Raw genomic sequence first — 23,959 nt, forward strand, 5'->3', positions numbered from 1 at the left:
CGGCAGCTCTCCCGACGGCTCGCGGCGGAGCTTCGGGGGGCTTGAGCGCGGGGCAGCTCTCCCGACGGCTCGCGGCGGAGCTTCGGGGGGCTTGAGCGCGGGGCAGCTCTCCCGACGGCTCGCGGCGGAGCTTCGGGGGGCTTGAGAGCGGGGCAGCCCTCTCGACGGCTCGCGGCGGAGCTTCGGGGGGCTTGCGGCAGAGCTCCGGGCAGCCTTGCGCCAGAGAGCCGGGTGGCTTGCGACGACGGCCCGGGGAGGCCGCCGGACGGGACGGGGGTGTGGCGGGGCAGGGCGAAGCCGCCTGGGGACCTTTCCCCGCCGGGCTGGGAGGGGCCGCTACGGCCGGAGCCGGGGGTGGCTCCGGCCGGAGGGGAATCCGCCACCGGCGCGTGAGGAGGGGGGTGCACCGGTGGCGGTGTGCTGCCGGCCGCAGGCGGTGGAGAGGGTGGTCAGCGACGCAGCCAGCAGCGAGGCCGACACCGCATTGCGGAGACTCACCGGCAGCACGTCGTTGTGACGGACCGACGACGCGCTGGGTTCCCCGGAACGCCCCCATGCCGCCAGATTGGTACGGATTGGTACCACTGACACTCGGTGGAACTAGCACCCGTTTCCGCGGGCCCCCGCCCCCGGCTTTCACCGACCACTGTCACCCGGTTCCCCCGGCTCCTGTCACCCGGTTCCCCCGGCCCCAGCCACCCCCTTCCGACACCGCTCAACCGGCCCTCGCTTGCCCCGCCCCGACGCAGCTCACCGGGTCCCGCCGCCCCGCTCGGCGCTGCTCAGCCGCCCTGCCCCCACGCAGCCCGGCCGGGCCCCGACGCTCCGCCTCGGCGCTGCTCAGCCGGGCCTCGCCGCACCCCGGCCCCGACGCAGCTCGGCCGGGGCCTGCTCGCCTGCCCGACCGTCGTTCCGTACGCCCCGCGGCCCTACTTCGCCGCACTTGACTTCACTTCACTTCCCGGCCACCTCCAGCAGGTGTTCCAGGTGCTCCCGGCCGGCGCGGAGCAGGTCGGGGAGCGGGGCCGCCGACGGGTACCACCGCTTCTCGTACTCCCAGCACAGCCACCCGTCCCAGCCGTCCCCGACCAGCACCCCCAGGCAGTCGGCCAGCGGCAGCACCCCGGCGCCGAGCGGCAGCGGCGTCCTGTCCTCGGCCGAGGCGATGTCCTTCACCTGGACGTAGCCCAGATGCGGCGCGAGCACGGCCTGCGTGGTGGTCGGGTCCTCGCCGCCCAGCCAGGTGTGCATCACGTCCCACAGCGCCCCGACCGACCCGTGGCCCACCGGCCCGAGCACCTGCGCCGCCGCAGTCCCCGTGCGGTGCGAGTCGTGGGTCTCCAGCAGCACGGTCACCCCGCGGTCCGCGGCGAGCGGAGCGACGGCCCCGAGCCTGCGGGCGGCGTCCGCGTCGGCCTCCGCGGCCGGCCGGTCGCCCCCGCCGGGGAACACCCGTACGTACGAGGCGCCCAGGTCAGCCGCCAGTCCGACCAGCCCCGCCAGCTCGTCGGCCAGCGCCGCCTCACCCGCCTCGTCCTGGGCCTCGGCGGCCTTGGCGTACCCGGCGACGGTCAGGATCTCCACCCCGGCGTCCGCGAACTCCCGGGCCACCTCGGCACGCTCCTGAGCGCCCAGCCCCGTGTGCACCGATTCCTCCGGATGGGCGCGCAGCTCCACTCCGTGGTACCCGGCGTCGACGGCCAGCCGGATCACGTCGCGCACCGGCATCCCGGGTACGCCCAGCGTCGAGAAGGCGAATCGCATAGCCCTACAGCCCTACCTTTCGCAGCACTTCGAGACGGCACTTCCAGAAACCCCAGCAAGCTCCGGTTCCCCCGAGAGTCTTGCCTCCAGCTACCAGCTCTGAGCCTTCTGCTCCCAGCTCTCAGCTCCCGGCTCGCAGCCTTCTGCTCCCAGCTTTTCTGCCTCTGGCACTCACCGGTACCCGGTACCTCGTCACCCACCCTTCCGGCACCGCCGTCCGGGCTCACAGAGGCGCGCGGCACCGCCGTCCGGGCTCCCTCACAGGTCCCCCGGCACCGCCGTCCGGCCCCCTCGCAGAGGCAAACGCCAGTCCTGCCCCACCAGGTCCTGCCCGAAACTGTGGTGCGGCCGCTCGGCGACCAGCTCGAACCCGGCCCGCTCGTAGATCCGCCGGGCGGACGTCAGCACGCTGTTGGTCCACAGCACCAGCTCGTCGTACCCGGCCTCCCGGGCGAAGTCCGTGCAGGCTGCCACCAGCCGCTCGCCGATGCCGTGCCCCCGAGCCTCCGGCTCCACGAGCAACAACCGCAGCCGAGCCCTGCGTATCCGGCCCGTCCCCTCACCCTCCGCGCCCTCCGCGCCCCCGCCCCCGGCCGCGTGCCCCGAGCCGTCCTCCCTGCCTGTGCCGTCCCCCTCCGCTCCCTCCCCGTGCGAGTCCTCCGCGGCGCCCTCCGCCTCGTCCCGCACGCACAGCACCTGTCCGGCCCGGGTGCCGTCCAGTTCGGCGATCCAGGCACGGTCCCAGCGGGGGGCGAAGTGTGCGGCGAAATCGGCGACGATGCGGGCCACCAGCGCCTCGTAGGAGAGGTCGAAGCCGTACTCCCGTGCGTACAGCTCGGCGTTGCGCTGCACCATCCAGCCCAGGTCACCCGGACGCGTGGTCCGCAACGTCACACGACCGGAGGCAACAGGCCGGGCCCCCGCCCCACCCCCGGGCCCATCCCCCCGACCCCGCTCCCGCTCCCGGCCCTGCTCCTGCTCCCGCTCATGGACTTGGCCCCGCGTCCGGGCTTGGCCTCGCTCTTGCCCCCGCTCCCCGACTGTGTCGCCGAGGAGTTCGCGGATGGTCGCCATGGACTCCGTCAGCCGGGCGCGGTCCCGGTCCCGCACCTTGTCCAGGAGCCGGCCCGCAGTCTCCTGGGACCGTTCTTCCAGCACCGACGCCGCCTCCCGGCCGTGCGGGGTGAGGGCGATGCGCCGGCGGCGCGAGTCCTGCTCCGAGCGGCCGCGGGTGATCAGCTCGCGCTCCTCGAACTTGCCGAGCAGGCGGCTGAGGTACCCGGCGTCCAGGGAGAGCGTCACCCGCAGGTCCGCGGCGTCCACCTGCTCCTCGGTGTGGGCCAGCTCGTACAGCAGGCGGGCCTCGGTGAGGGTGTACGGGCTGTACAGGTGGCGGCCGTAATCGAGCGCGCCGATGAGATTGGTGTAGAAGCGGTTGAAGCAACGGAATTCCTGGACGGTCATGGCATCCCCCAAAAACCTTGACTGAGTCAAGGTTAGAGCGGAGCCGTCGAATTGCGTATCACCAATTCGGATGAAAGCAGCGTCATGCCGGCTGACGGCGCCGGCTCCCGGCCCATCGCCAGTCGGCCGGCCAGCGCCCCGGCGTCGCCCAGCGGCAGCCGGACGGTCGTCAGCGCCGGTGCCGCGTCCGCGCTGAACGGCAGATCGTCGAAACCGGCGACCGAGACGTCCTCGGGCACCCGCAGCCCGCGCTCGCGCAGCGCCGCGCAGACGCCGAGCGCGACCGTGTCGTTGGCCGCGACGACGGCGGTCAGCCGGTCGTCCCGCCGGAGGAGTTCGTGCGCCGCCGCGTACCCCGAAGCCCGGTCGTAGGCGCCGTGCACCGTGCGGCCGGAGACGTCCTCGACGCCGTGCGCGGCGAGTGCGGCGCGGTGGCCCTCCAGCCGGTGCCGGGTGGTGGTGAGCCGCGCGGGACCGGCGACGCAGCCGATACGGCGATGGCCCAGTTCGAGCAGATGCTCCGTCAGCGCCCGCGCGCCGCCCCGGTTGTCGAACGCGACGGTCAGCGGGGCGGGCCCGGCCCCCACGGCACGTGCCGCCGCGCGGCCGCCCGCCCGCCGCCCGTTCGCCGCCGGCGCCTCCGCCGCGCGGCCCTCAGCGGCCGCCTCCGCCGGCAGGGGCGGGCGGCCGCACAGCACGACCTGGGTGCCCGCCGCGGCCAGCCGGGCGATACGGGCCGCCAGCGCCGCCGTGTGGCCGGGGTCCTCGACGGCGCCGCCGGTCAGCACCACGGCGCCGGCCCGCTGCCGGTGCAGCAGCGTGAGGTACGTCAGCTCGCGCTCCGGGGAGCCGCCGGTGTTGCAGACGACGGCCAGCTTCTCGCCGCCGGGCCCGCCGCCGTCGCTCATCTCGGCCTGCACGGCGCTGGCGAGTACGCCGAAGAACGGGTCGGCGACGTCGTTGACGAGGATGCCGACCAGGTCGGAGGTGGCCGCGGCGAGCGCGCTGGCCGGGCCGTTCGCGACGTACTCCAGCTCGGCGACGGCCCGCAGCACCCGGTCGCGAGTGGCCTCGGCCACCGGGTAGTTGCTGTTCAGCACGCGCGAGACGGTGGCCGCCGAGACTCCCGCCCGCGCGGCGACGTCCGCCAGTGTCACGGTCATGATCGCTCCCCGTCCCGTCCCGCGGCGCCACGCACGGCGTCGCCCCTCTTGTGGCGTCTCGCGTCGCAGGCTAGCTTCTCTCGCGATGGAAAGCGCTTTCTATGCGGACGGGGTGAGCATCTCCGAACGCTGGGCGTCCATGCGTGCCCGTGCCTGTCCGGCACCGCCGACCGAACGTCGCGGGGTGCCCGCGCACGCGTCCGGCCGCGCTTTCCCGTGCGCTGTCCGTTCGCGGACCACGTGGGCCGCGACAGGTACCACCGGTTGATGTGAGGGGTCGGGTTGTGACACGCAAGACCGTACGGATCGCCATGAACGGCGTGACCGGGCGTATGGGATACCGCCAGCACCTGCTCCGCTCGATCCTCGCCCTGCGCGAGCAGGGCGGCCTGGACGCGGGCGGGGGCACGGTGATCTGGCCCGAACCGGTCCTGGTGGGCCGCGCGGAGCACAAGCTCGCGGCCCTCGCCGACCGGCACGGCCTCACGGAGTGGACCACCGACCTGGACGCCGTGCTGGCCGACGACAGCATCGACGTCTACTTCGACGCACAGGTCACCGCCGCACGGGAGGAGGCGGTCAAGAAGGCGATCGCCGCCGGCAAGCACCTCTATGTGGAGAAGCCCACCGCCACCGGGCTGGCCGGCGCCCTCGAACTGGCGCGCCTGGCCCGCGAGGCCGGCATCAAGAGCGGCGTCGTCCAGGACAAGATCTTCCTGCCCGGCCTGCTGAAGCTGAAGCGGCTGGTCGAGGGCGGCTTCTTCGGGAAGATCCTGTCCGTACGGGGGGAGTTCGGCTACTGGGTCTTCGAGGGCGACTGGCAGGAGGCGCAGCGCCCCTCGTGGAACTACCGGGCCGAGGACGGCGGCGGCATCGCGACGGACATGTTCCCGCACTGGGAGTACGTGCTCCACGAGCTGTTCGGGCCCGTGCGCACCGTCCAGGCCCACCTGGCCACCCACATCCCGCGCCGCTGGGACGAGGCCGGGAAGCCGTACGAGGCCACCGCCGACGACGCCGCGTACGGGATCTTCCAGCTGGAGGGTGGCGCGGTCGCGCAGATCAACTCCTCTTGGGCGGTGCGCGTCAACCGGGACGAGCTGGTGGAGTTCCAGGTGGACGGCACCGAGGGGTCGGCCGTCGCCGGTCTGCGCCGCTGCCGGGTCCAGCACCGTTCGGCGACCCCGAAGCCGGTCTGGAACCCGGACCTGCCGGCCACGGAGGACTTCAGGACGCAGTGGCAGGAGGTGCCCGACAACGCCGAGTTCGACAACGGCTTCAAGGAGCAGTGGTCGCTCTTCCTGCGCCACGTGGTGCTCGACGAGCCGTGGCGGTGGGACCTCATGGCCGGCGCCCGCGGCGTACAACTGGCCGAGCTGGGCATCCGCTCGGCCGAGCAGGGGCGCCGCCTGGACGTACCGGAGCTGAGCCTGTGAGCGCCGCACCAGGAGGCCCTGTGAACGCCGCACCAGGAGGCCCTGTGAACGCCGCACCCCGAGGGGCCGCGTCCTTCACCTCCCGTACCGTCTTCGCCGCCGCGCACGTGGTCGCCGATCCGAACGCCGACACCACCCCCGACGGGCCGGCCGTCCTCGACTGGGACGCCACGCTCGCCTTCCGCCGCCACCTCTGGTCGCACGGCCTGGGGGTCGCCGAGGCCATGGACACCGCGCAGCGCGGCATGGGCCTGGACTGGGCGGCCGCCGCAGAGCTGATCCGGCGGTCGGCCGCCGAGGCCCGGTCCGTCGGCGGCCGGATCGCCTGCGGCGTCGGCACCGACCAGCTCGCGCCCGGCGGCGCGGGCCTGTCGGACGTACGCCACGCCTACGAGGAACAGCTCGCCGTCGTCGAGGAGGCCGGCGGGCAGCCGATCCTCATGGCCTCACGGCAGCTGGCGGCAGCCGCTACGGGCCCGGAGGCGTACGGGGAGCTGTACGGCAACCTGCTCCGGCAGAGCAGCGAGCCGGTCATCCTGCACTGGCTCGGGCCGATGTTCGACCCGGCGCTGGCGGGCTACTGGGGAAGCGACGACCTCGACGCGGCCACCGAGACGTTCCTGCAGATCATCGCGGAGCACCCGGACAAGGTCGACGGCGTGAAGGTCTCGCTGCTCGACGCGGACCGTGAGGTCGCGCTCCGCCGCCGCCTCCCGGACGGAGTGCGCTGCTATACGGGGGACGACTTCCACTACCCCGAACTGATCGCCGGTGATCAACGCGGCTTCAGCCACGCCCTGCTGGGCATCTTCGACCCGCTCGGGCCGCTGGCCGCCGAGGCGGTGCGACTGCTCGACACGGGGGACACCACCGCGTTCCACAAGGTGCTGGACCCGACGGTGGAGCTGTCGCGGCACCTCTTCGAAGCGCCGACCCGCTACTACAAGACCGGCGTCGTCCTGCTCGCCTGGCTCTCGGGCCACCAGTCGCACTTCACGATGGCCGGCGGCCTGCAGTCCGCCCGCTCCCTGCCGCACCTGCGCCGGGCGTACGAACTGGCCGACGGGCTGGGCCTGTTCCCCGATCCCGAGCTGGCCCGCCACCGCATGGCGAAGCTGACCGCCGTCCTCGGAGGAGACGCATGACCGGCCCCGGAGCGCAGGACGACCTCGCGCGCCTCAGCCTCAACCAGGAGACCGTCAAGCAGTGGTCGCTCCCGGAGCTCGCGGACGGCTGCGCGGCGGCCGGGCTGCGCCACGTGGGGCTGTGGCGCGAGCCGGTACAGAAGTACGGCGTCGAGGCGGCCGCGAAGCTCGTACGGGACGCCGGACTGACCGTCACCAGCCTGTGCCGCGGCGGCTTCTTCACCGCCGCCGCCCCCGAAGAGCGCGCCGCGGCGCTGGACGACAACCGTGCCGCCGTCGACGAGGCCGCGACGCTCGGCACGGACACGCTCGTCCTGGTGTCCGGCGGGCTCCCGCCCGGCAGCCGCGACCTGCGGGGTGCCCGGGAGCGGGTCGCCGAGGCACTGGCCGAGCTGGGCCCGTACGCCGCGGGGCGGGGCGTACGGCTGGCGATCGAACCGCTGCACCCGATGTACGCGTCGGACCGCTGTGTCGTCTCCACGCTCGCCCAGGCGCTGGACCTCGCCGAACGGTTCCCCGCCGAGCAGGTCGGGGTGGTCGTGGACACGTACCACCTGTGGTGGGACGACACGGCCGGGGCGGGGATCGACCGGGCGGGGCGCGGCGGACGGCTCGCGGCGTTCCAGCTCGCGGACTGGGTGACGCCGCTGCCCGAAGGCGTCCTGCTGGGCCGTGGTCAGCTCGGGGACGGCGCGGTGGACCTGCGGTGGTTCCGCGAGCGGACCGAGGCGGCGGGGCACACCGGGCCCATCGAGGTCGAGATCTTCAACCCGGCCCTGTGGGCGCGGGACGGGGCCGACGTGCTGGCCGAGGTGATCGCCCGCTACCGGAAGCACGTACTGCCGAAGACACGTACTGCCGGAGACGTGACGCGCACCAGCCCCCTGCGGGAGACGTGACGGGCACCGCCGCCCTGTCGGAGACGTGACAGAGACGCGACACGCACCGCCGTCGGCGGGACCCGCGGCGGCCCGTGAGCAGCCGGGGCGCACGCGGGGCTCGTGTCGGCGGTGAACGCGCCGTGTGCGCCGTGCGTACGGGCGCGGACCGTGACAAGAACTGCGCCGAAAGAGGAGCGGAACGACGCAACCGTTCCGCCCCGTGGAGGGTCGTACAGGGCATCAGTGCCCGTGGGGGGAATCCGGGGGGATGACCGGGCGCCGATGTGGAGGGGGAACCCGAGGGGGGAATCGAGGGGCCCGGCAGCGCCGGGCCCCTCGAAGTGACCGCTCAGGCACCGGCCGTGCGGACCGGAACGGGGTTTTCCACAGGGTCCCGGCCGTGTCCGACCCCGGCGGTACCGTCGGACCATGCAGCGATCGCACGGGGGAGGGCCCGGACATCCCGGAGGACTTGCCGTCGTCGAAGGCGTCCTGGAGCGGATCACCTACGCCAACGAGGAGAACGGCTACACCGTCGCGCGCGTCGACACCGGGCGGGGTGGCAACGACCTGCTGACGGTCGTCGGCGCGCTCCTCGGCGCCCAGCCCGGTGAATCGCTGCGCATGGAGGGCCGCTGGGGCTCCCACCCCCAGTACGGCCGCCAGTTCACCGTCGAGAACTACCGGACGGTCCTGCCCGCCACCGTCCAGGGCATCCGCCGCTACCTCGGCTCCGGCCTGATCAAGGGCATCGGCCCCCGCATCGCCGACCGCATTACCGAGCACTTCGGCACGGACACCCTCGACGTCATCGAGCAGGACCCGAAGCGGCTCATCGAGGTGCCGGGGCTCGGCCCCAAGCGGACGAAGATGATCGGCGCGGCCTGGGAGGAGCAGAAGGCCATCAAGGAGGTCATGGTCTTCCTCCAGGGCGTCGGGGTGTCCACCTCCATCGCGGTGCGCATCTACAAGAAGTACGGCGACGCCTCCATCTCCGTCGTACGCAACCAGCCGTACCGCCTCGCGGCCGACGTCTGGGGCATCGGCTTCCTGACCGCCGACCGCATCGCCCAGTCGGTCGGCATCCCGCACGACAGCCCGGACCGGGTGAAGGCAGGCCTGCAGTACGCGCTGTCCCAGTCCACCGACCAGGGGCACTGCTTCCTCCCCGAGGAGCAGCTGATCGCCGACTCCGTGAAGCTGCTCCAGGTCGACACGGGCCTGGTGATCGAGTGCCTGGCGGAGCTGGCGGCGGACCCGGAGGGCGTCGTACGGGAGACGGTGCCCGCGCCGGACGGCGGAGACCCCGTGACGGCCGTCTACCTGGTCCCCTTCCACCGCGCCGAGCTGTCCCTGGCCGGGCGCCTGCGGCGGCTCCTGCGCAGCGAGGAGGACCGGATGCCGGCCTTCCGCGACGTCGCCTGGGACAAGGCGCTGGCATGGCTCGCGGACCGCACGGGAGCGCAGCTCGCGCCCGAGCAGGAGGCGGCCGTAAAGCTGGCGCTGACCGAGAAGGTCGCGGTGCTCACAGGCGGCCCCGGCTGCGGCAAGTCCTTCACGGTCCGCTCGGTGGTGGAGCTGGCCCGCGCCAAGAAGGCGAAGGTGGTGCTGGCGGCGCCGACCGGGCGGGCCGCCAAGCGGCTCTCCGAGCTGACCGGCGCGGAGGCCGCCACGGTGCACCGGCTGCTGGAGCTGAAGCCCGGCGGGGACGCCGCGTACGACCAGGACCGCCCGCTGGACGCCGACCTGGTGGTGGTCGACGAGGCGTCGATGCTGGACCTCCTGCTCGCCAACAAGCTGGTCAAGGCCGTGCCCCCGGGCGCCCACCTGCTCCTCGTGGGCGATGTCGACCAGCTGCCGTCCGTGGGGGCCGGTGAGGTGCTGCGGGACCTGCTCGCGGAGGGCGGCCCGGTGCCCGCCGTACGGCTGACCCGGATCTTCCGGCAGGCACAGCATTCGGGCGTGGTGACCAACGCGCACCGCATCAACGCCGGCACGCCGCCGGTCACGACCGGGCTGGCGGACTTCTTCCTCTTCCCGGAGGAGGACACCGAGGAGGCCGGGCGGCTGACGGTCGACGTGGCGGCCCGGCGGATCCCGGCGAAGTTCGGCCTGGACCCCCGCCGGGATGTCCAGGTGCTGGCCCCGATGCACCGCGGTCCGGCCGGTGCCGGGGCGCTGAACGGCCTCCTGCAGCAGGCGGTCACCCCGGCCCGTCCCGACCTCCCCGAGCGCCGTTTCGGCGGCCGCGTTTTCCGTGTGGGCGACAAGGTCACCCAGATACGGAACAACTACGAGAAGGGCCGCAACGGCGTCTTCAACGGCACGGTCGGAGTGGTCACGGCCCTGAGCGTCGAGGAGCAGCGGCTGACGGTCCGTACCGACGAGGACGAGGAGGTGCCGTACGACTTCGACGAGCTGGACGAATTGGCCCACGCGTACGCGGTGACGATCCACCGTTCGCAGGGAAGTGAGTACCCGGCAGTGGTGATTCCTGTCACGACAGGGGCGTGGATGATGCTGCAGCGCAATCTTCTCTATACGGCAGTTACCCGGGCAAAGCGATTGGTGGTGCTGGTGGGGTCCCGGAGGGCCCTGGGCCAAGCGGTGCGGACGATATCGGCGGGTCGCAGGCACACCGCGCTGGATCACCGGCTTGGCGGCACGATGTGAGGTGTCACCCCTTTCCCCTTTGGGGCGAAGGGGAGCAAGATGGGGCAGCTGGGCGGCACTGAGTGCCGCGATAAGGCCCTATGGCCGACCCCGAGTGCACAGGCAAGGTCCAAATGGGGGAAGGTATAGGCAGTCAGGGCACCTCGAAGAAGAGGCACAACGTCGGTGAGGGATGACGTGAGCGACAACTCTGTAGTACTGCGTTACGGGGACGGCGAATACTCCTACCCGGTCGTCGACAGCAGCGTCGGCGACAAGGGCTTCGACATCTCGAAGCTGCGCGCACAGACCGGTCTGGTGACCCTGGATTCCGGTTACGGCAATACGGCCGCGTATAAATCCGCGATCACCTATCTCGACGGTGAAGCGGGCATTCTCCGGTACCGCGGTTACCCGATCGAGCAGCTCGCGGAGCGCAGCTCGTTCATCGAGACCGCGTACCTGCTCATCAACGGCGAGCTGCCGACCGTCGATGAGCTGTCGTCCTTCAAGCAGGACATCACGTACCACACGCTGCTCCACGAGGACGTCAAGCGCTTCTACGACGGCTTCCCGCGGGACGCCCACCCGATGGCCATGCTGTCCTCGGTCGTCAGCGCGCTGTCCACCTTCTACCAGGACAGCCACAACCCGTTCGACGAGCAGCAGCGGTACCTCTCCAGCATCCGCCTGCTGGCCAAGCTGCCGACGATCGCGGCGTACGCGTACAAGAAGTCGGTCGGCCACCCGGTCGTCTACCCGCGCAACGACCTCGGCTACGTCGAGAACTTCCTGCGCATGACCTTCTCGGTGCCCGCCGCCGAGTACGAGCTGGACCCGGTCGTCACCAGCGCCCTGGACAAGCTGCTGATCCTGCACGCCGACCACGAGCAGAACTGCTCGACGTCGACCGTGCGCCTGGTCGGCTCCTCGCAGGCGAACCTCTTCGCCTCGATCTCCGCCGGCATCAACGCGCTGTGGGGCCCGCTGCACGGCGGCGCCAACCAGTCCGTGCTGGAGATGCTGGAGGGCATCCAGCGCGACGGCGGCAACGTCGACGAGTTCATCCGCAAGGTGAAGAACAAGGAAGACGGCGTGAAGCTCATGGGCTTCGGGCACCGCGTCTACAAGAACTTCGACCCCCGGGCGAAGATCATCAAGGCGGCGGCGCACGACGTCCTCTCCGCGCTCGGCAAGTCCGACGAGCTGCTGGACATCGCGCTGAAGCTCGAGGAGCACGCGCTGGCCGACGACTACTTCGTCGAGCGCAAGCTCTACCCGAACGTGGACTTCTACACCGGCCTGATCTACCGGGCCATGGGCTTCCCGACCGAGATGTTCACCGTGCTCTTCGCGCTCGGCCGGCTCCCCGGCTGGATCGCCCAGTGGCACGAGATGATCAAGGAGCCGGGCTCCCGCATCGGCCGTCCGCGCCAGATCTACACCGGCGTGGTCGAGCGCGACTTCGTCCCGGTCGAGCAGCGCTGACACCGGACGCTCCGCAGACCGGTCCGCAGGGCGGGCCGGTCTCCTGCGTGCGGCGGCCGCGAGCCGTGCGGGCTCCCCGGCCGCCAGGGCCCGGTCGACGGCCGCGGCTCCGCGTCGTGATGGCGGAAGCGTCGCGGCAGCGGAAGCGTCGCGACAGCGGAAGTGTCGTGAAAGCGGAAAGCGCCCCTCGCTCCAGATCCCCCCACGGGTCCGGAGCGGGGGGCGCTTCCCTTTCCCGGTTCGGATTCCCCCCACGGGATCCGTCCGGGCGTCCATTGAGGGCACCCTGCTCTACTGCCTTACGCGATCTGCCGGGACGCGCACGTACGGGAGGGCCGCTCAAAGCTCCCCGGGCACGTCGCCCCGGCTACGCGTAACCGGACGAAGTCCCCCAAGACCGGTCCGGTTGTCGAGTACAAGCCCCGCCGGGGTGCTTGTACTGCACGGTTAGACTCACGACCCCCTCGAATGGTTACGTCCGAACCTCTGTGATCTGGGTCTCTTGCCATATCGGGCGAATACGGTCAAGGGCCCCGATCAGGAGATCGGGGCCCCAGTGTATGGGTACGGTGCGGGTTGTGAGAACTGTGTGAAGGTCCCCAATCCGTGAAGAACCCCACGGGATTTCCGGGCGGGGGCGGGAATGTCGCACCCCCCGCGGGACGTCCCTCCCGGGGCCTCGCGCCGGGCGCTACCGGAAGGACCGCAGCCGCAGGCTGTTCGTCACCACGAAGACCGACGAGAACGCCATCGCCGCGCCCGCGATCATCGGGTCCAGCAGCCCGGCCACCGCGAGCGGGATCGCCGCGACGTTGTAGCCGAACGCCCAGAACAGATTGCCCTTGATGGTGCCGAGCGTACGCCGCGCGAGCCGAATGGCGTCGGCCGCCACGCGCAGATCCCCGCGGACGAGCGTGAGATCGCCGGCCTCGATGGCCGCGTCCGTACCGGTCCCGAGGGCCAGCCCCAGATCGGCCTGGGCCAGCGCGGCGGCGTCGTTCACGCCGTCCCCGACCATGGCCACCGAACGGCCCCGCTCCTGGAGCCGCTGGACGACCGCGACCTTGTCCTCCGGCATGACCTCGGCGAACACCTGGTCCGCCGCGATGCCCACCTCACGGGCGACGCTCGCCGCCACGGCCTCGTTGTCGCCGGTGAGCAGTACGGGCGTCAGGCCGAGCGCCCGCAGCCGCGTCACCGCCTCCGCACTGCCGTCCTTCACGGTGTCGGCGACGGACAGTACGCCGCGCGCCCGCCCGTCCCACGCGACCACGACGGCCGTACGCCCCGCGGCCTCGGCGCGGTCCCGGGCGGCGGCGAGCTCGGCGGGCAGGCCGGCGCCTTCGAGGCCGCCGTCAGGGGCCGAGGGGGGCGAGGAGGCCGAGGGGGCCGAGGGGGCCGAGGGGGCCGGAGCGTCCGGACACCCGGCCAGCAGCCGTTCCCGCCCCGCCACGACCTCGTGGCCGTCCACCGTGCCGCGCACGCCCAGGCCCGGTACGTTCTCGAAGCGCTCGACCGCGGGAAGGTCCCCCACGCGCTCCTGAGCGCCCTCCGCGACGGCGCGGGCCACCGGATGCTCGGACGCGTGCTCCAGGGCGCCTGCGAGCCGCAGCAGCGTCTTCTCGTCCGTGTCCGCCGCCGGGACCGCCTCGTACAGGCTCATCCGCCCGGTGGTGACCGTGCCGGTCTTGTCCAGGACGACCGTGTCGACCCGCCGGGTGGACTCCAGTACCTCGGGCCCCTTGATCAGGATGCCGAGCTGGGCGCCCCGGCCCGTACCCACCATCAGCGCGGTCGGCGTGGCCAGCCCCAGCGCGCACGGGCAGGCGATGATCAGGACCGCGACCGCCGCCGTGAACGACAGGGTGGCGTCCCCCGTCACCAGCAGCCGCACGACGAGCGTCGCGAGGGCGATCACCAGTACCACCGGCACGAAGACGGCGGAGATCCGGTCCGCGAGCCGCTGCGCCTCGGCCTTGCCGCTCTGCGCGTCCTCCACCAGCCGCGCCATCCGCGCGAGCCGGGTGTCGGCGCCGATGCGGGTGGCCTCGACGACCAGCCGGCCTGCGGTGTTCACGGTCGCGCCCGCCACCGCGTCCCCCGGGCCCACGTCGACCGGTACGGACTCGCCGGTGAGCATCGAGGCGTCCACGGCCGACGCGCCCTGCAGCACAGTGCCGTCGGTGGCGATCTTCTCCCCGGGGCGTACGACGAACCGGTCGCCGACGGCCAGCCGGTCCACCGGCTCCCGTACCTCCCGGCCGTTCCGCAGGACCGTTACGTCCTTGGCGCCCAGCTCCATCAGGGCGCGCAGCGCCGCGCCCGCCTTCCGCTTGGAGCGGGCCTCCAGGTAGCGCCCGAGAAGCAGGAATGCCGTGACGCCGGCCGCCGCCTCCAGGTAGATCGCGGAGGAGCCGTCCCCTGCGCGGGCCGTCGGTTCGAAGCCGTGCCGCATCCCCGGCATCCCGGCGTCCCCGAAGAACAGCGCCCACAGCGACCAGCCGAACGCGGCCAGCGTGCCGAGGGAGACCAGGGTGTCCATCGTGGCGGCGCCGTGCCGCAGGTTCGTCCAGGCCGCACGGTGGAAGGGGTACGCGCCCCAGACGACGACCGGCGCGGCCAGCGTCAGACAGAGCCACTGCCAGTTGTCGAACTGGAGAGCGGGGATCATCGACAGTGCGACGACGGGCGCGGCGAGTACCGCCGACACGATCAGCCGCTGCCGCAGCGCCGACAGCGCGTGATCCGGGTCGCCCTCGGAGCCGGCCGCGCGCGCGTCGTCCGAGTCCAGGTCCGAGTCCGGGGCGGGCGTCGGCGGCTCGGGCTCCGGCTCGCGCGCCGTGTAACCGGTCCGCTCCACGGTGGCGATGAGATCGGCGATCTCCACGCCGGAGTCGTAGGCGACCTTCGCCTTCTCCGTCGCGTAGTTGACGGTGGCGCTGACGCCCTCCATCCGGTTGAGCTTCTTCTCCACGCGCGCGGCGCACGAGGCGCAGGTCATGCCGCCGATGGCCAGCTCGACCTGCGCCTGCGACGTGGTGTCCGGCATGGGATCAGGCCTGGCCCACGAGCTCGTAGCCGGCCTCGTCGACGGCGGCGCGTACGGCCTCCTCGTCGAGCGGGGCCTGTGAGACGACGGTGACGAGACCGGTCGCGGCGGCGGCCTCGACCGAGCTGACGCCGGCGATCTCCGAGATCTCCTCCTTCACCGCGCCTTCGCAGTGACCGCAGGTCATGCCGGTGACCTTGTAGGTGGTGGTGACGGGCTGGTCGGCCGGTGCGGTCATGGGACTCTCCTTGTGCCGGGGTGACGGTGAGTGTTTCGTGGTTCCCGAGTCCACTGTATACCCCTATGGGGTATACACAGCAAAACCCTCCCACCGCGCCGGAAACATTGCCGTCCGGCAGCCCCGGGACGAGTCTGGAAGGACAGGAAAGGCCCGGACCGGACAGGAGGAGACCGGAACCGTTCGGGTGGGACGGAAACGGTCCGGAAGGGCGGGACCGGGACGGTTCGAAAGGACGGGACCGGATCGGTTCGGAGAGGGCCGGATCGGTTCGGACAGGACGCGAGCGGCCCGGAAATGACGGGCTCGGGACGCACGGGGGAGGGGACGCAGGGCGGAGGAGGCGGGGCCGCAGTGAACGCGCTCGCCATGTACGGACTGCTGGCGCTGACCACCGCGCCACCACTGGTGCCCAACGCCGCCCTGCTCGCCTGGGCCGGCGTCCTCGCCGCCGACGGCGACCTCCACCTGGCCCTCGTCCTCGCCGTCGTCGCCGGCAGCGCGCTCCTCGGCGACCTGCTGCTCCACCTGGCCGCGCGGCGCTTCGCCCGCCCGGTACGCGCCTGGGCGAACCGCCGCCCGCGCCGCCGGGCGCTCCTGGAACGGACGGCCCTGCTCGTCGACCGGTACGGCGTGCCCTTCGTGGCCGGCGTCCGCTTCCTCCCGGCAGGGCGGGTCGCCGCGGCGCTCGTCACCGGCCTCGTCCGGTACCCGGTACGCCGCTACCTCCTCGGCTGTGCCATCGCCGAGACGCTCTGGGCGTCGTACTCGGTGGGCATCGGCTACCTCGGCACCACCGCCACCCGCTCCTTCGTGCCCGCCCTGGCCCTGAGCATCGGCCTCTCCGCCCTCGTCTGCGGCGCGACGGCCCTGGTGCAGCACGTGGCGCTGGGACGCCCGGCGGCCCGGTCGGCGGAGCAGGTTGAGGCCGGCGAGAGTGGTGAGGAGAAGCGTGAGCCGGGTGAAGAGGGGCAGGCCGATGCGGTGGATGCAGCGGCGGCCGAGGTGGGCACCGAGCAGGACGCCGGGGAGCAGGACGGCGTCCAGCAGGAGGACGTCCGGGGCGAGCAGGCCCAGGCCGGCGCTGAAGGGCAGCTTGAAGACGTTCACCAGGAAGAAGAACCACGCCGCCGTACCGAGAAAGCCGAGCATGCCGAGGCCTGGGGCGAGCAGGTACAGGGACATCGCCGGACCGCCCGCGTTCGCGACCATGGTGGCGAAGCCGGCTATGAGCCCGGCCTTCCTCGGCACCCCCGCCCGGTATCGGCGCGCCCCCGTGCCGCCGTCCTCGCTGCCCTACGTGCTGCCACACGTGGTGGACCGTGATCGAGAGCAGCAGGACGCCGATGGTGCGGCGCACGAGCGTGTCGTCGGCGACGGCCGTGAACGCGACGCCGAGGAGGACGCCCGCCGCGACGGACGGGAAGAGGCGGAGCAGGGCGGGGCGGTCGGCGTGCCGGCGGTAGGCGCGTACGGCGATGAGGTCGCCGGCCGGCAGGAGGGGCAGCAGGGCGCCGGTGGACTCCTCGGCGGGGAGCGCCGCGGCGAACAGGGCCACGCCGACGGCGGCCACCCCGCTGAGTGCGGTCTTGGAGAAGCCCGCCGGCAGCGCGGCCACCACCAGGGTGAGCAGCGGGAGCAGCCCCAGGCCGAGCACGGTGACGGTGCGGCTCAGGCGCGGACGTCGGCGAGCGCGACCGGCTCGCCGGTACGGCGTGAACGCTCGCACGCCTCGGCGATGTAGAGCGCTTCGAGGGCGTCGGCGGCCGGGCAGGGGTTCTCCGCGCGGCCCGCCGCGACTTCTGTGAAGGCCGTCAGTTCGGTGACGTACGCGGCGTGGAAGCGCTCCATGAACGTCGCGTACGGGGTGGCCTGCCGCCAGGAGAGCGTGGCCTCGGCGGTGGGCATCGGGGCACGGTCGTCCAGGCCGACGAAGCGGGCGCTCTTGGACCCGCAGACCTCCAGGCGCACGTCGTGGCCCGCGCCGTTGTAGCGGGTCGCGGTGACCGTGGCGAGGGTGTCGTCGTCGAAGCGGAGCAGCGCGGCGCAGGTGTCGACGTCGTCGCCGTCGGCGAAGAACGGCTCGCCCTTGTTGGCGCCCTGGGCGAAGACCGAGACGACCTCACGCCCGGTCAGCCAGCGCAGGATGTCGAAGTCGTGGATGGAGCAGTCGCGGAAGAGGCCGCCGGAGGTGGGGATGTACGCGGCGGGCGGCGGCGTTTGGTCCGAGGTGCAGGCGCGCAGGGTGTGCAGCCAGCCCAGTTCGCCGGCGCGGAGCGCGTCGCGGGTGGCGTTGTAGCCCGCGTCGAAGCGGCGCTGGAAGCCGATCTGTACGGGGGCGGGGCTGTGCGCCGCGCGCTCGACGACGCTGAGCGTGCCCGGGACGTCCAGCGCCACCGGCTTCTCGCAGAAGACCGGAACGCCGTGGTCCAGGGCCTGGTGGATGAGGGCGGCGTGGGCGCTGGTGGCGGCGGTGATCACCACGCCGTCGACGCCGTCCGCGTACATGTCCTCGATGGTGGTCGCCGACCGGACGTCGAGCTTGTCCGCCAGTTCACGGGCGCGGGTGGTGTCCGCGTCCGCGACGACAACCTCGTGCACGCCGGGGACGCTCTTCAGGGTCTCGGCGTGGAACGCGCCGATGCGGCCGGTGCCGATGAGTCCGAGCTTCATAGCTGCCACTCCCTTGATGGAGGCACGACTGATGGAGGCACGACCGCGTCGGCGGCATGCCGCTTTGGAACGGTCCAACTTCCTGCTCCGGAACCCTGCATGTCCTTACATAGTCGTGTCAACCCTCGGAGGCCGGGTTTCCCGGCCGTCCGCTGACGTCTGTTGTCGCCTTTCGGGGTCCCTTCGGCGTCCACTGACGTCCATTGACGGAGCTGTGGAGCGGGTGGAAGGATCTCAGCTTATGGAACGGTCCAAAGGGCTCGCCGGGAAGCTGGAAAGGCCGCCGACGATCCGCAGTGTCGCCGAGCATGCGGGAGTCTCCAAGTCGCTGGTCTCGCTCGTACTCCGCGGCTCGCCGCAGGTCAGCGACGCCAAGCGGGCCGCCGTCCTGGACGCCGTCCGGGAGCTGGACTACCGGCCGAACGCCGCCGCACGCAGCCTCGTGGCCCGCCGTACGCACACCGTCGGCGTACTGCTCGACGACATGCGCAACCCCTGGTTCGTGGAGCTGCTGGACGGCCTGAACTCCGTACTGCACGAGCACGGCCTGCGCATGCTGATGGCCGACGGACGCCTCAGCCGCCGGACGGGCGAGGACTTCACCCGCGCCTTCGCCGAGCTGCGCGTGGACGGCCTCGTCGCGGTGGGCACGCTGCCGGACACCGGCGCGCTCGCGGAGGCCGCCGGACGGCTGCCCACGGTCGTCGCCGGCACCCACGACCCGGAGCTGCCCCGGGTGGACACCGTCGCCAACGACGACGAGCGCGGCGCCCGACTGGCCACCGAGCACCTCATCTCCCTCGGGCACCGACGGATCGCTCACCTCATGGGCCAGGGCAGCGTCGGCGCGCTGCGCCGCCACGGCTACGAAGCGGCGATGCGCGAGCACGGCCTCGAAAGCGGCATCGTGATGGCACCCAGCGACGCGACGGAGGAAGGCGGCTACCGCGCCGCCGTACGGCTGCTCGGCGGCACGCGCGGCGGCGAACGGCCCACCGCCGTCTTCGCGTTCAACGACATCGCGGCCGTCGGCGCCCTCTCCGCCGCGCAGGAACTGGGGCTCGACGTACCCCGTGACCTCTCCCTCATCGGCTGCGACAACACCTACCTCGCCCGGATCCGGCATCTGTGGCTGACGACGGTGGACAACGCCAGCCACGAAGTGGGCCGGCGGGCGGCCCGGTGCCTCCTGGAGCGCATGGACCACCCGTCCCGGCCGGCCGAACGGCAACTCGTCGAACCCACCCTGGAGATCAGAGGCACGGCAACGGCTCCACACTGAGGCGCGTGCCACGGCCCGTACTGAGGCGCGTGCAACGGCCCGCAATGAGGCGTGGCGGCGGGCCCCACCTCGAGGCGAATGGACGCATAGAACGGCCCCGCACCGGACGATGCGGGGCCTGCGGACGAATACCGGGCGCTCAGCTCTCGCGGTCGCGCCTGCCGCGGTGACCCGGTCGGCGGGCCACCCACTCCCGTACGGTGTCGGCGAACCAGTACGGTTTCCCGCCCTCCACGAGGTCGGGTGGTGGCAGCAGCCCGTGCTTCCGGTAGGAGCGCACCGTGTCCGGCTGGACCCGGATGTGTGCGGCGATCTCCTTGTACGACCAGAGCCTCCGGTCGGTCATGTTCTGCGCACCTCCTCGGCCGTACGCAGGGCGGCCCGAAGGAGCCCGCGGGGGAACTGCGTACGGCTTGGTGATCACTCAGCCTGTGCCTGGTGCAACGAGGTCCTTGAGCGACGGGGACAGCCTGTCGAGGGCCTGTGACGGAAGACCCGCGTAACGGTGACGACCGTGACGCGCCCCGGACGGCTGTTGCCGTACGAAGAAGCCGCATCGCCGCACGAGGGACGCGAGGAAGCCGCGCACGAGGGCCACGACTGAGCCGCACGAGGGACGGGAGCGAGCCCCACGAAGGACACGAGAGAGGGGACGCTCGCATACGGAGAAGGGCCGGGCAACCCTCGCGCCCGGCCCTGCCCCACCCCGTTCTCAGCCCGTTCTCAACCCGCTCCCGTCCCGTGGTGCGCCGAGCCGGGTCACGTCTGCGCCGCCGCCCTGCGCAGCTCGTGCTCCAGGTCCTCCAGGGCCATGCCCTTGGTCTCCGGCGCGTACCGCTTGCAGAAGACCAGCGACAGCACGCACGCCACCCCGAACAGCCAGAACGTGACCGCGGCGCCGGCCGCGTCCAGCAGCACCGGAAAGAGCAGCGCGACCGCGAAGTTGACCAGCCACATCACGAACACCGCGGCCCCCATGGCCAGCCCCCGCACCTTCAGTGGGAACATCTCGGCGAGCAACAGCCACACACCCGTGTTCAAGGTCGCCTGCATGAAGGCCATGTAGACCACCATCAGGCCCAGCACGAGGAAGCTGACACCGGCGGACCTCGGGAGGTGGAACGAGGCGCCCAGCAGAGCCAGGGACACGGCCATCCCCGTCAGCCCCCAGAGCAGCATCGGACGCCTGCCGACCCTGTCGATCAACGACATCCCGATCGCCGTGGCCACGACCGAGATCGCACCGACCGCGATCGTGGCGGTGATCGCGGCGTTCGTACCCAGGCCGGTGGTCAGCAGGATCTTCGGAGCGAAGTAGATGACCGCGTTGACACCGGTGATCTGCTGGACGATCGACAGACCGATCCCGACCAGCAGAAGCCGACGCACCCAAGGGGTACGCAGCTCCTGCCAGGCGCCGCGCTGAGCGCTCGTCTCCAGGGCTCGGGCCTGCTCGATGCGGGCCAGCTCGTCGTCCACCTCAGCGGCCGGCAGGGTGCGCCGCAGGACCGCGCTCGCCTCCCCCGTACGCCCCTTGCTCATGTACCAGCGCGGGGTGTCCGGCAGGAAGAACAGGCCGACGAAGAGGGCGACGGCGGGCAGCGCGGCCAGGCCGAGCATCCAGCGCCACGCCTCCCAGTGCGCGAGCACCGCGTTGATGAGGTACGCCAGCAGCTGACCGCTGACGATCATCAAGGAGTTGAAGGAGACCAGCCGCCCCCGGATGTGCGGCGGGGCGATCTCCGAGAGATAGAGCGGGGTGATGACGGACGCACTGCCCACGGCGAGGCCGAGGACGAAGCGCGCCACCACCATGAACGGGACCGAGGGCGCGAGCGCGACGGCGATCGCGCCCACGATGAACACCGCGCCCGACCAGAGCAGGGAGTTGCGGCGGCCCAGCCGGTCGGACATCCGGCCGCCCGCGAGGGAGCCGAAGGCCGCGCCGATCAGCAGGGCGCTGGTGATGACGCCCTCGCCGAGCGAGGTGAGCCCGAAGTGCTCCTCCATGAACGGGAGGGCCCCGGAGACGACTCCGGTGTCGTAGCCGAACATGGCACCGCCGATGGCGGCAATGGCAGCGATGCCGACGATGAAGCGCTTGGCGCGGCCTGCCGTCACGGCGGGGGCCTGACCCTCGCGGACGGGCGCGTCCGGTTCGGTCGGTGCGGCGACCATGGGATCAGCTCCAGTGGCGGGCGACGTACTCGTCGATCTTGGCCCGCATGAAGCGTGACGACTCCTTCGCACGCTCCTCCCAGGCGAAGACGGAAGAGACCAGGGTGCCGTCGAAGCCGTTGGCGGCCAGCTCACGGAAGAGCTCGTCGAAGTCGACCTCGCCCTGGCCCATGTCCAGGTGCTGGTGGATGCGTACGGCCGAACCGGGCGGGTTGACGATGTAGCGCAGCCCGGAGGAGCCGGTGTGGTCGAAGGAGTCGGCCAGGTGGACGGCGGTGGTCAGGTCGCCCGCGTGCTTCAGGATGCCCGGCGCGTCGTTGCCCATGTGGAAGGTGTGCGGCGCGCAGTACAGGAAGGACACCAGCGGGTTGTTGATGCCGCGGATCATGTCGACGGCGGCGTGGCCGTCCTCGATGAAGTCGTCCGGGTGCGGCTCCAGGGCGAGCGTGATGCCCTCCCGCTCGAAGACCGGGAGCAGCTCCTCCAGAGAGCGCCAGAACTGGCCCTCACTCGTGTCGGCCTTCTCGGGGCGCCCGTTGAACTCCGAGTTCATCGCGGACACGCCGAGGTCGGCGGTGATCTGGATGGCCCGCTTCCAGTAACGGACGGCGGCCTGCCGCTCGTCCTCGTCCGGGGAGGACCACCTGTACAGGGGCAGCACGGAGGAGATGCCGACACCCGCCGCGGTCAGCTCCTTGCGGAACTTCTGCACGGTGCCGTCGTCCACACGCGGGTGGAGGAAGAACGGGGTGAAGTCCTCGCGCGGCGACAGCTCGATCCACTCGAAGCCCAGCTCGGCGACGACACCGGGCAGTTCGAGCAGCGGAACGTTCCGGAACATGTAGGGGTCGAGGGCGATCTTCACGGAAGGGCAGCCTTTCAAGGTACGGGAGAAGCCGGGGCCCGGACGGGGCCCCACGAGGGAGCCCATGACGGAGCCCCACGACGGAGCCCCACGACGGAGCCCCACGGTGGCGGTCCGAACACCGGCACCTACGGGGGCCGGCGGATCAGCGGTACGAGGTGTCGCGACAGTCAGCGCAATGAAGGGGCGTGACGGTCACCGCTACAGGGACGTGGCGGCCACCGCTACAAGGAAACGTGTGGGTCAGCGCTACAAGGAATACGTGCGGGTCAGCGGTACAGAGCAGGCCGTTCGATCAGCTCGACGGCGACGCGCTCGCCGGTCTCCTGGGCGCGGACGCCGGCCTCGCAGACCACGGCGGCGGCGTAGCCGTCCCAGCAGCTGGGGCCCTCGACCTCGCCGCGGCGGGTGGCGTCCACCCAGCGCTGCACCTGGCGGTCGTAGGCGTCGACGAAACGGTCCTCGAAGCCGGGGTCGATGGCGCCGCCCCAGCCGTTGGCGGTGTTGGTGAACACGCCGCGGTCGTCACCGACACGGGCGGTGCCGTCGGTGCAGACCGCCTCGCACTGCACCTGGTAGCCGAAGCCGCAGTTGACGAACAGCTCGGTGTCGACGACGTGGCCGGCGGCGGTCTCGAAGAGGATGAGCTGCGGGTCGTTCAGGCCCTCGGGGGCCTTGTCGGTGGGCTTCGGGAAGAGCACGCGGACGGCGGTGATCTCCTCCTCCAGCAGCCAGCGGGTCACGTCGATCTCGTGCACCGCGGAGTCATTGATCATCATCGAGTTGGTGAAGCCGGGCGGGGCGGTGGGGTTGCGGTGCTTGTTGCGCAGCATCAGCGGCCGGCCGAAAGCGCCCTGGTCCAACTGCGCCTTGAGCTTCATGTAGTCGGCGTCGTAGCGGCGCATGAAGCCGACCTGGACGCGGCGGTGGCCCAGCTTCTGCTCGGCCTCCAGCACGCGCAGCGCGGAGGCGGCGTCCGGCGTCAGCGGCTTCTCGCAGAGCACGGGCAGGTCCCGCTCGAACGCGGCGAGCAGGGTTGCCTCGTGGGCCGGGCCGGGGGAGGCGATCAGTACGGCGTCGACCGCCGGGTCGTCCATCGCGGCGGCCGGGTCGGTGTAGGGCGTACAGCCGTCGATGCCGTCGGCGATGGCCTTCACGCGGTCGGCGTCGATGTCCACCACGGCGGCGACCCGCGCGCCGCTGATGACGTTCTTGATGCGGCGTACGTGGTCCGAGCCCATCCGGCCGGTGCCGATGACCGCCACCCCGAGCGTCCCGTACGAAGTCATGTCGTCCCTCATCCTTACGAGTGATAGCTACAGGCTGTGATGATCCCCGGGAGTAGAATCACTTTATGTAATCGTTGCCGGAGATAGAGGATGCGGCGCGGCGGACGAACGCACTGGCCACGCACCGCCGTACCGACCACGCACGCCGCACTGGACGCGCATGCCGCACGTGGGCACTCGCACCGCCCTGGACATGCATGCACACCGCATTGGACGTGCGTGCCTACGTAGGCACACGGGCCCGTGGGCACACGCGCCGCATTTTGAGCGCATTGAGCGCACACGCCGCGCCGGGCGGAACGCGCTCCGCCGGGCGGGACGTGCTCCACCGCGCCTAGGCGTACCCGTTCCGCAGGGCGTATTCGGTGCGGGGCGGGGTCATGCGCGGCGTG

The 23,959-nt window shown here is 71.9% G+C and carries 16 protein-coding genes and 3 pseudogenes; 7 read left to right on the forward strand and 12 right to left on the reverse strand.

What is annotated here, in order from left to right; genetic code table 11:
- Positions 1-954: 954 nt before the first annotated feature.
- The 3 genes from ABZ840_RS33510 to ABZ840_RS33520 all read right to left on the reverse strand — a co-directional run bounded on the left by ABZ840_RS33510 (position 955) and on the right by ABZ840_RS33520 (position 4,391).
- Positions 955-1,764 carry a sugar phosphate isomerase/epimerase family protein gene (locus tag ABZ840_RS33510; protein ID WP_361566430.1) on the reverse strand — a complete coding sequence of 270 codons (810 nt, stop codon included), beginning with the start codon at positions 1,762-1,764 and terminating at the stop codon, positions 955-957.
- A gap of 258 nt (positions 1,765-2,022) precedes the next feature.
- Positions 2,023-3,228, reverse strand: coding sequence for a helix-turn-helix domain-containing GNAT family N-acetyltransferase (locus ABZ840_RS33515; protein ID WP_361566433.1), 1,206 nt, complete (start codon positions 3,226-3,228; stop codon positions 2,023-2,025).
- Positions 3,229-3,260: 32 nt separating this feature from the next.
- Entirely contained in the window at positions 3,261-4,391 is a 1,131-nt protein-coding gene (locus ABZ840_RS33520; protein ID WP_361566436.1) for a LacI family DNA-binding transcriptional regulator, read from the reverse strand.
- A gap of 284 nt (positions 4,392-4,675) precedes the next feature.
- On the opposite strand from ABZ840_RS33520, the gene ABZ840_RS33525 reads away from it, so the two are divergent.
- The 5 genes from ABZ840_RS33525 to ABZ840_RS33545 all read left to right on the forward strand — a co-directional run bounded on the left by ABZ840_RS33525 (position 4,676) and on the right by ABZ840_RS33545 (position 11,993).
- Positions 4,676-5,827 carry a Gfo/Idh/MocA family oxidoreductase gene (locus ABZ840_RS33525; protein WP_361566439.1) on the forward strand — a complete coding sequence of 384 codons (1,152 nt, stop codon included), beginning with the start codon at positions 4,676-4,678 and terminating at the stop codon, positions 5,825-5,827.
- Positions 5,828-5,847: 20 nt separating this feature from the next.
- Complete coding sequence (locus tag ABZ840_RS33530; protein WP_361566442.1) at positions 5,848-6,972, forward strand: dihydrodipicolinate synthase family protein; 1,125 nt, start codon at positions 5,848-5,850, stop codon at positions 6,970-6,972.
- Positions 6,969-7,871 carry a sugar phosphate isomerase/epimerase family protein gene (locus ABZ840_RS33535; RefSeq protein ID WP_361566445.1) on the forward strand — a complete coding sequence of 301 codons (903 nt, stop codon included), beginning with the start codon at positions 6,969-6,971 and terminating at the stop codon, positions 7,869-7,871. Before ABZ840_RS33530 ends, ABZ840_RS33535 begins: the two co-directional genes overlap by 4 nt.
- A gap of 411 nt (positions 7,872-8,282) precedes the next feature.
- On the forward strand, positions 8,283-10,526 hold the full coding sequence (locus ABZ840_RS33540; protein WP_361566448.1) for an ATP-dependent RecD-like DNA helicase: 2,244 nt from the start codon (positions 8,283-8,285) through the stop codon (positions 10,524-10,526).
- Positions 10,527-10,703: 177 nt separating this feature from the next.
- Positions 10,704-11,993, forward strand: a complete 1,290-nt coding sequence (locus tag ABZ840_RS33545) for a citrate synthase (RefSeq protein WP_361566451.1) — start codon at positions 10,704-10,706, stop codon at positions 11,991-11,993.
- 691 nt (positions 11,994-12,684) lie between these two features.
- On the opposite strand, the gene ABZ840_RS33550 is transcribed toward ABZ840_RS33545, so the two are convergent.
- Positions 12,685-15,042: a heavy metal translocating P-type ATPase gene (locus ABZ840_RS33550; protein ID WP_361566454.1), complete on the reverse strand. Its 2,358-nt coding sequence runs from the start codon at positions 15,040-15,042 to the stop codon at positions 12,685-12,687.
- A 4-nt stretch (positions 15,043-15,046) separates the two neighbouring features.
- Complete coding sequence (locus tag ABZ840_RS33555; protein WP_052866971.1) at positions 15,047-15,280, reverse strand: heavy-metal-associated domain-containing protein; 234 nt, start codon at positions 15,278-15,280, stop codon at positions 15,047-15,049.
- Positions 15,281-15,649: 369 nt separating this feature from the next.
- On the opposite strand from ABZ840_RS33555, the pseudogene ABZ840_RS33560 reads away from it, so the two are divergent.
- A pseudogene (locus ABZ840_RS33560) lies at positions 15,650-16,057 on the forward strand (VTT domain-containing protein); the annotation flags it as partial.
- Positions 16,058-16,258: 201 nt separating this feature from the next.
- Here the strand turns inward: ABZ840_RS33560 and ABZ840_RS33565 are convergent.
- The 3 genes and pseudogenes from ABZ840_RS33565 to ABZ840_RS33575 form a co-directional block, all read right to left on the reverse strand.
- Positions 16,259-16,492: pseudogene (locus tag ABZ840_RS33565) on the reverse strand (sulfite exporter TauE/SafE family protein); the annotation flags it as partial.
- A 136-nt stretch (positions 16,493-16,628) separates the two neighbouring features.
- A pseudogene (locus tag ABZ840_RS33570) lies at positions 16,629-17,009 on the reverse strand (hypothetical protein); the annotation flags it as partial.
- Positions 16,952-17,953, reverse strand: a complete 1,002-nt coding sequence (locus tag ABZ840_RS33575; protein ID WP_361566458.1) for a Gfo/Idh/MocA family oxidoreductase — start codon at positions 17,951-17,953, stop codon at positions 16,952-16,954. The gene ABZ840_RS33575 and the pseudogene ABZ840_RS33570, both read right to left, overlap by 58 nt.
- Before the next feature lie 241 nt (positions 17,954-18,194).
- Here ABZ840_RS33575 and ABZ840_RS33580 point away from each other — a divergent pair, with 241 nt between their 5' ends.
- A complete protein-coding gene (locus ABZ840_RS33580; protein ID WP_361566461.1) occupies positions 18,195-19,235 on the forward strand; it encodes a LacI family DNA-binding transcriptional regulator in 1,041 nt (346 codons plus the stop codon).
- 139 nt (positions 19,236-19,374) lie between these two features.
- Here the strand turns inward: ABZ840_RS33580 and ABZ840_RS33585 are convergent, their stop codons facing one another.
- The 4 genes from ABZ840_RS33585 to ABZ840_RS33600 all read right to left on the reverse strand — a co-directional run bounded on the left by ABZ840_RS33585 (position 19,375) and on the right by ABZ840_RS33600 (position 23,567).
- Complete coding sequence (locus tag ABZ840_RS33585; RefSeq protein WP_361566464.1) at positions 19,375-19,581, reverse strand: MerR family transcriptional regulator; 207 nt, start codon at positions 19,579-19,581, stop codon at positions 19,375-19,377.
- 413 nt (positions 19,582-19,994) lie between these two features.
- The gene (locus ABZ840_RS33590) at positions 19,995-21,413 is read right to left on the reverse strand and encodes a sugar porter family MFS transporter (RefSeq protein WP_361566466.1); all 1,419 of its coding nucleotides are present in this window, start codon (positions 21,411-21,413) and stop codon (positions 19,995-19,997) included.
- A gap of 4 nt (positions 21,414-21,417) precedes the next feature.
- Positions 21,418-22,278: a sugar phosphate isomerase/epimerase family protein gene (locus ABZ840_RS33595; protein ID WP_361566469.1), complete on the reverse strand. Its 861-nt coding sequence runs from the start codon at positions 22,276-22,278 to the stop codon at positions 21,418-21,420.
- Between the two features lie 269 nt (positions 22,279-22,547).
- On the reverse strand, positions 22,548-23,567 hold the full coding sequence (locus ABZ840_RS33600) for a Gfo/Idh/MocA family oxidoreductase (RefSeq protein WP_361566472.1): 1,020 nt from the start codon (positions 23,565-23,567) through the stop codon (positions 22,548-22,550).
- Positions 23,568-23,959: the final 392 nt, after the last annotated feature.

Source organism: Streptomyces sp. NPDC047117 (assembly GCF_040643545.1).
In the GTDB taxonomy this organism is placed as follows: domain Bacteria; phylum Actinomycetota; class Actinomycetes; order Streptomycetales; family Streptomycetaceae; genus Streptomyces.

Bases quoted from the DNA above. Each gene is read 5' to 3' on its own strand.
- ABZ840_RS33555 (WP_052866971.1), bottom strand. From the start codon at position 15,280: ATGACCGCACCGGCCGACCAGCCCGTCACCACCACCTACAAGGTCACC.
- ABZ840_RS33575 (WP_361566458.1), bottom strand. From the start codon at position 17,953: ATGAAGCTCGGACTCATCGGCACCGGCCGCATCGGCGCGTTCCACGCC.
- ABZ840_RS33520 (WP_361566436.1), bottom strand. From the start codon at position 4,391: ATGACCGTGACACTGGCGGACGTCGCCGCGCGGGCGGGAGTCTCGGCG.
- ABZ840_RS33580 (WP_361566461.1), top strand. From the start codon at position 18,195: ATGGAACGGTCCAAAGGGCTCGCCGGGAAGCTGGAAAGGCCGCCGACG.
- ABZ840_RS33600 (WP_361566472.1), bottom strand. From the start codon at position 23,567: ATGACTTCGTACGGGACGCTCGGGGTGGCGGTCATCGGCACCGGCCGG.
- ABZ840_RS33590 (WP_361566466.1), bottom strand. From the start codon at position 21,413: ATGGTCGCCGCACCGACCGAACCGGACGCGCCCGTCCGCGAGGGTCAG.
- ABZ840_RS33510 (WP_361566430.1), bottom strand. From the start codon at position 1,764: ATGCGATTCGCCTTCTCGACGCTGGGCGTACCCGGGATGCCGGTGCGC.
- ABZ840_RS33515 (WP_361566433.1), bottom strand. From the start codon at position 3,228: ATGACCGTCCAGGAATTCCGTTGCTTCAACCGCTTCTACACCAATCTC.
- ABZ840_RS33535 (WP_361566445.1), top strand. From the start codon at position 6,969: ATGACCGGCCCCGGAGCGCAGGACGACCTCGCGCGCCTCAGCCTCAAC.
- ABZ840_RS33585 (WP_361566464.1), bottom strand. From the start codon at position 19,581: ATGACCGACCGGAGGCTCTGGTCGTACAAGGAGATCGCCGCACACATC.
- ABZ840_RS33540 (WP_361566448.1), top strand. From the start codon at position 8,283: ATGCAGCGATCGCACGGGGGAGGGCCCGGACATCCCGGAGGACTTGCC.
- ABZ840_RS33550 (WP_361566454.1), bottom strand. From the start codon at position 15,042: ATGCCGGACACCACGTCGCAGGCGCAGGTCGAGCTGGCCATCGGCGGC.